This window comes from Nocardia sp. NPDC004722, assembly GCF_053601505.1.
The window spans coordinates 1-5,083 of the sequence record NZ_JBSGBY010000599.1 but is presented as its reverse complement, the minus strand read 5'-3'; the positions used below and the strand labels follow the sequence as shown (position 1 = coordinate 5,083).

General features: G+C 70.0%; 4 protein-coding genes. 2 read left to right on the top strand and 2 right to left on the bottom strand.

Annotation, left to right across the window (positions count from 1 at the left end; genetic code table 11):
* Positions 1 to 121 precede the first annotated feature (121 nt).
* A complete protein-coding gene (locus ACWELQ_RS37645) occupies positions 122 to 946 on the top strand; it encodes a carbohydrate ABC transporter permease (protein ID WP_452401790.1) in 825 nt (274 codons plus the stop codon).
* Positions 943 to 2,220, top strand: coding sequence for an extracellular solute-binding protein (locus ACWELQ_RS37640; protein ID WP_452401789.1), 1,278 nt, complete (start codon positions 943 to 945; stop codon positions 2,218 to 2,220). Before ACWELQ_RS37645 ends, ACWELQ_RS37640 begins: the two co-directional genes overlap by 4 nt.
* Positions 2,221 to 2,227: 7 nt before the next feature.
* On the opposite strand, the gene ACWELQ_RS37635 is transcribed toward ACWELQ_RS37640, so the two are convergent.
* Positions 2,228 to 3,178, bottom strand: a complete 951-nt coding sequence (locus tag ACWELQ_RS37635; protein ID WP_452401788.1) for a DNA-3-methyladenine glycosylase family protein — start codon at positions 3,176 to 3,178, stop codon at positions 2,228 to 2,230.
* 134 nt (positions 3,179 to 3,312) lie between these two features.
* Positions 3,313 to 5,083, bottom strand: a 1,771-nt coding sequence (locus ACWELQ_RS37630; protein WP_452401787.1) for an FAD-binding and (Fe-S)-binding domain-containing protein, incomplete at its 5' end; no start/stop codon positions are given.

Here is a 5,083-nt window from a genome sequence, read left to right as displayed (position 1 = left end):
TGAGCAGGGTGTCGGCGCGCAGCAACTCCACATTGCCGGGCACGAACTCCTCGAGGCCGCCGGTCCCCTGCTCCTCCGAACCCTCCGACCCAGCACCGCTACTTCCGGGATCGGACCAGCTATGAGTACTGAGCGATCACTGCGGGCCGTGGCGGCGTACGCGGTGCTGGTGTTGGGCGCGCTGATCACGGTCGCGCCGCTGGTGTTGAGCGCGATGACGGCGGTGAAGACGCCCGCGCAGTTCGCGAACGAATCCGCCCTGGCCGCACCGCATCCCGCCACGCTCGACAACTTCCGGACGGTGCTCGACCAAGGGCTCGGCCGGGCGCTGGCCGTGACGGCGCTGATGACCGTGTGCATCACCGGCGGTCAGCTGCTGGTGTCGGTCATGGCCGCATACGCCTTCGCGCGCATCGACTTCCCCGGGCGCGACGTGCTGTTCTGGGTCTACCTCGCCACCATGATGGTGCCGAGTGCGGTCACCCTGGTCCCGCTGTATCTGATGTTCGCGAAACTCGGCTGGCTCAACACCTTCTGGGCGCTGGTGCTGCCGTTGCTGTTCGGGTCGCCCTACGCGATCTTCCTGCTGCGCCAGTACTTCCGGGCGATTCCGATGGAGATCATCGACGCCGCCCGGGTGGACGGGGCCACCACTCTCGACATCCTGGTGAGCGTGGTGGTGCCGTTGAGCCGCCCGATCCTGGCCACCCTCACGGTCATCACCGTTGTCTCCCAGTGGAACAGCTTCATGTGGCCGCTCGTCGCCGCGTCCGGGCCGAAGTGGCAGGTACTGACCGTGGCCACAGCGAACCTCCAGACGCAGTACAACGCGCAGTGGACGCTGATCATGGCCGCGACCACGCTGGCGATCGCGCCACTGGTGGTGTTGTTCGTGGTGTTCCAACGGCAGGTGCTGCGGTCCATCGCGACGACGGGACTGAAATGAAGGATTCCACCCGGGCGGTGCTCGGCATGGTCGTGGTCGCCGTGCTGCTGGTGGCGGCGGCGCTGTGGCTCGGACGCGATACCGAGGCCGGTGGGCGCACCGTGGTGCGGCTGCGAATCTGGGATCAGGGCTTCGTCTCCGCCTACCGCGCGTCGCTGGACGAGTTCGAACGCGCCAATCCCGATGTGGAAGTGCGGATCACGCTGGTGCCGTGGGCCTCCTATCAGCAAAAACTGCGGCTGGATGTGGCGGGCGGGGTCGCCGACGACCTGTTCTGGAGCAACCTCTACGAGGACTACGCCGACAGCGGGCACCTCATGGACATCGGGGCGGCGCTGGGAGCGCAGGCGGCGAGCGCGTGGGACCCGCAGGCCGTGCGGCAGTACACCCGCGACGGAAAGCTTTGGGCGGTACCGCAATTCGTGGACGGCGGCACCGGTGTGTACGTCAATCTGGACCTGCTCGCGCGTGCGGGCGTCGATTCCGCCGAACTCGCCGCGGCCCGCTGGAGCCCCGATCCCGGATCCGACACCTTCCGGCCGCTGCTGCGACGGCTGGCGGCCGTGTCGACCTGGCCGTACAACGCCGCCAACGACTTTCAATCCATCACGCTGCCGTATCTCGGGTCGGCGGGCGGGCAACTGCAACGCGACGGGCGATTCGACTTCGATTCCCCGCAGGGGCGCGACGCCTTCGGCTACACGGTGGGCCTGGTCGCCGACCGGCTCTCGCCTTCGGCCGCCGACACCAGCAGCGCCAGTTCCGATTTCGCCAAGAACGCCTTTCTGCAAGGACGCATGGCACTGTTCCAGTCAGGCACCTTCAACCTGGCCGCGATCGCGCAGCAGGCCGGATTCCGGTGGGGTGTGGCCATGATTCCCGCGGGCCCGGCCGGGCGGGTGAGCGCGAACAATGCCATCGGGGTCGCGGGGAACGCGGCCACCGCGCACCCGGAGGCGGTCCGGCGGGTGCTGGCGTGGCTGGGCAGCGCGGCGGGCAATCGCTATCTGGGCGTGGCGGGCGCGACGATTCCGGCGGTGGTGTCCGACCAGCAGGTCTACCGCGATTACTGGGCCGCGCACGGCGTCGATGTGTCGCCGTTCTTCGAGGTGTTGCGCGGCAACGAGATCGCGGCGGGCGGCGGGCCCGGGTTCCCGGCCGCATTGCAGGCGATCACGCCCGTGCTCGACGAGATGTATCTGGGCCGAATCCCGGTACCCGACGCGCTGGCCCGCGCCCAACGGGCGGGCGACGCGGCGCTCGCGCAGCAGTGAGGCGCGCTCAGATGCGGCTGTGATCGGTGTACGGCGTGCGCGGGCCGAACTTCGGCTTGTGCGCGAAACCGGCCAGCCCGAGCAGCCGCACGGCCCGATACCGGTGCGGGCGCAGCGGTTCGAGGTATTCGACCATGGCGTCGTCGTCGATCGGCTTGCCCAGGAGGGTCCAGCCGACGGTCGCGGCGAGATGGAAATCGCCCACCGACAACGCGTCCGCGTCACCGAAGGCGCGCTGCGCGATCTCGGCGGCCGTCCACACCCCGATGCCGGGCACGGTGCGCAGGCGTCGCGCCGCCTCCTGCGGGCCGAGCTCGGCCGCCTGCTCCAGCTTCGGTGCGATACGGGCCGCCAGCACAATGGTTTTCGATCGCTGCGGCTCCACATTGGCGCGGTGGTAGACCCAGGACGGGATGTGCCGCCAGGTCTCCGCGTCCGGCATCACCCGCAGGCCCTGCGGGGCCGGGCCGGGCGCGGGAGTCCCGTAGCGCCACACCAGTTTTCGCCAGGACTCGTGCGCGGTGCGGGTGTGCACCTTCTGTTCCAGCACGGCCGGGACCAGCGCCTCCCACACCAGGCCGGTGCGCAGCATGCGCAGCCCGGGATTGCGGCGGTGCGCCTCGGCCACCTTGGGATGTTCGGGGGTGAAGTCGCTGAGGTCCTCGTCCAGGCACAGCATGGCGGGCAGGCGCTCGAGGAACTCCTCCGCGCCCGCACCCCAGGCCCGCGCCTCGACGCTGTGTCGGTCGGCCTGGCGCAGCCGGAAGGTGACCTCGCCCGACGGCATGCGGGAGGCGTGCCAGTGCGCGCCGTCCGGGGTCTCGCGGTGACAGGGATCACCGAACCCGCGTCGCAGCGGAGAGACGGTGGCGGCCAGATCGATCGGGCGTTCGCTGGATACGGTCCGATTCCGCGCGCCGGACGCCGCACTGGTCGGTGCGGGCGGCGCTGAAGTCACCGCGACATTCTATTTGGTAACGCGACGAACGACGACGGCGATTGTCTGCTCGATCGGCAAATGCTCGGCATTGTTAGATGAGGGAAGGGCACCTGCCCCGCATCCATACCGGATGGGGCAGGTGCCCTTCAGTTTCACGGGCCGGGGGCATCCAGCAAGAACTGGGCGAGGTGACGGGAAGTACGCCCGGCTAGCTGCGCGGCCTGGGTACGACAGGAGAAGCCGTCGGCGAGCAGGATCGAATTCTCCGGCGCCGCCCGCAGCGCGGGCAGCAGGCCGCGCTCGGCCACGGCGACCGAGACGTCGTAGTGCCCTCGCTGCATTCCGAAATTTCCGGCAAGTCCACAGCAACCGGATATTTCGGTCACCGTCGCGCCGGTGCGCCGCAGAATCCGGCGATCGGCCTCGAAACCGAGCACGGCATGCTGATGGCAGTGCGGCTGGACCACGACGGTCTGCCCGGTGCGGTCCGGTGGCCGCCACTCGGGCTGGGTCTCGAGAAATTCGGCCAGGGTGAGGATCGCGGACGCGACGGCGGTGGCGCGCGGGTCGTCGGGCAGCAGGCGTGGGAGATCCTCCCGCAGGGCGGCCGTGCAGGACGGTTCCAGGCCGATCACCACGCCGCCCGCGCGGACGTGGGTGTCCAGCGCGTCGACGGTGGCGCGCAGCCGCTTTCGCGCGGCATCCAGCTGCCCGGTGCTGATCCAGGTCAGACCGCAGCACACCCGCCGGTCGGGGATGGTCACCCGGTGCCCCAGGGACTCGATCAATTCCACGGCGGCACCGGCGATCTCGGGATCGAAGGCATCGGTGAAGGTGTCGAGCCACAGCAGTACGCCGGTCCCGCCACCGGCCGCCGCCCGCGCCGAACGCCGGAAACTCCTGGCTGCCAGGCGTGGCACCGCGCGTCGGGGATCCATACCCGCCGCCCGCAGCCCCAGTTTCCGCAGCGGGGAGAGCGAGCTCAGGGCATTGGCCAGCCGAGGCAGCCGAGTCGCCGGGCCGAGCCAGCGCGGCAGGCCGCCCAGGGTGTAGTGGTCGATCGGGCGCGGTCTGCGCCGGTAACGGCGGTAGAGCGTCTCGGATTTGTAGGTGGCCATGTCGACCCCGGCCGGGCAGTCGGACCGGCATGCCTTGCAGGACAAGCACAGATCGAGCGATTCGGCGACAGCCTCGGAGCGCGGATCGAGCGCGCCGCGCACGACCTCCTGGAGCACGCGGGCACGACCCCGGGTGCTGTCCTTCTCATCGGCGGTGGCCAGATACGACGGGCACATGAAACCGCCGGAGGCGTGCGTATCGGCGCGGCACTTGCCGACACCGACGCAACGATGCACCGCCGTGGACAGGTCGCCGTCCTCGGGGAAGGTGAAGCCGCCGGTCGACGGCAGGGGACGCAGACCCGCCAGCCGCAGGTCGGCGTCGAGGGGTCGCGGATGCACGAGGACGCCGGGATTGAGGACGTCGCCGGGATCGAACAGGGCCTTGAACTCGGCGAAGGCGTCCAGCGCCGACTGGGAGTACATGTGCCGCAACAGTTCCGAGCGGGCCCGGCCGTCGCCGTGCTCACCCGAGAGAGAACCGCCGAACTTCACCACCTGCCGGGCGGCGTCCTCGAGGAAGGCCCGGAAGCGTTGCGGCGCATCGGCGATCGGCAGGTCCAGCCGGACGTGAATGCAGCCGTCCGCGAAATGGCCGTACAGCAGGCCGTCCAGCCCGTGTTCGCGGGTGAGGTCGGCGAAATCGCGCAGGTAGTCGCCCAGCCGTTCCGGCGGCACAGCGGCGTCCTCCCAGCCGGGCCAGGCCGGGTGCACCCGCGCCCACTGCCGCCGCACCCGGGCTTCGTCGCGCCAGACGTAACTGCTCAGCAGCAGCCCGCGCATGGCATCCATCGCCGTATAGACG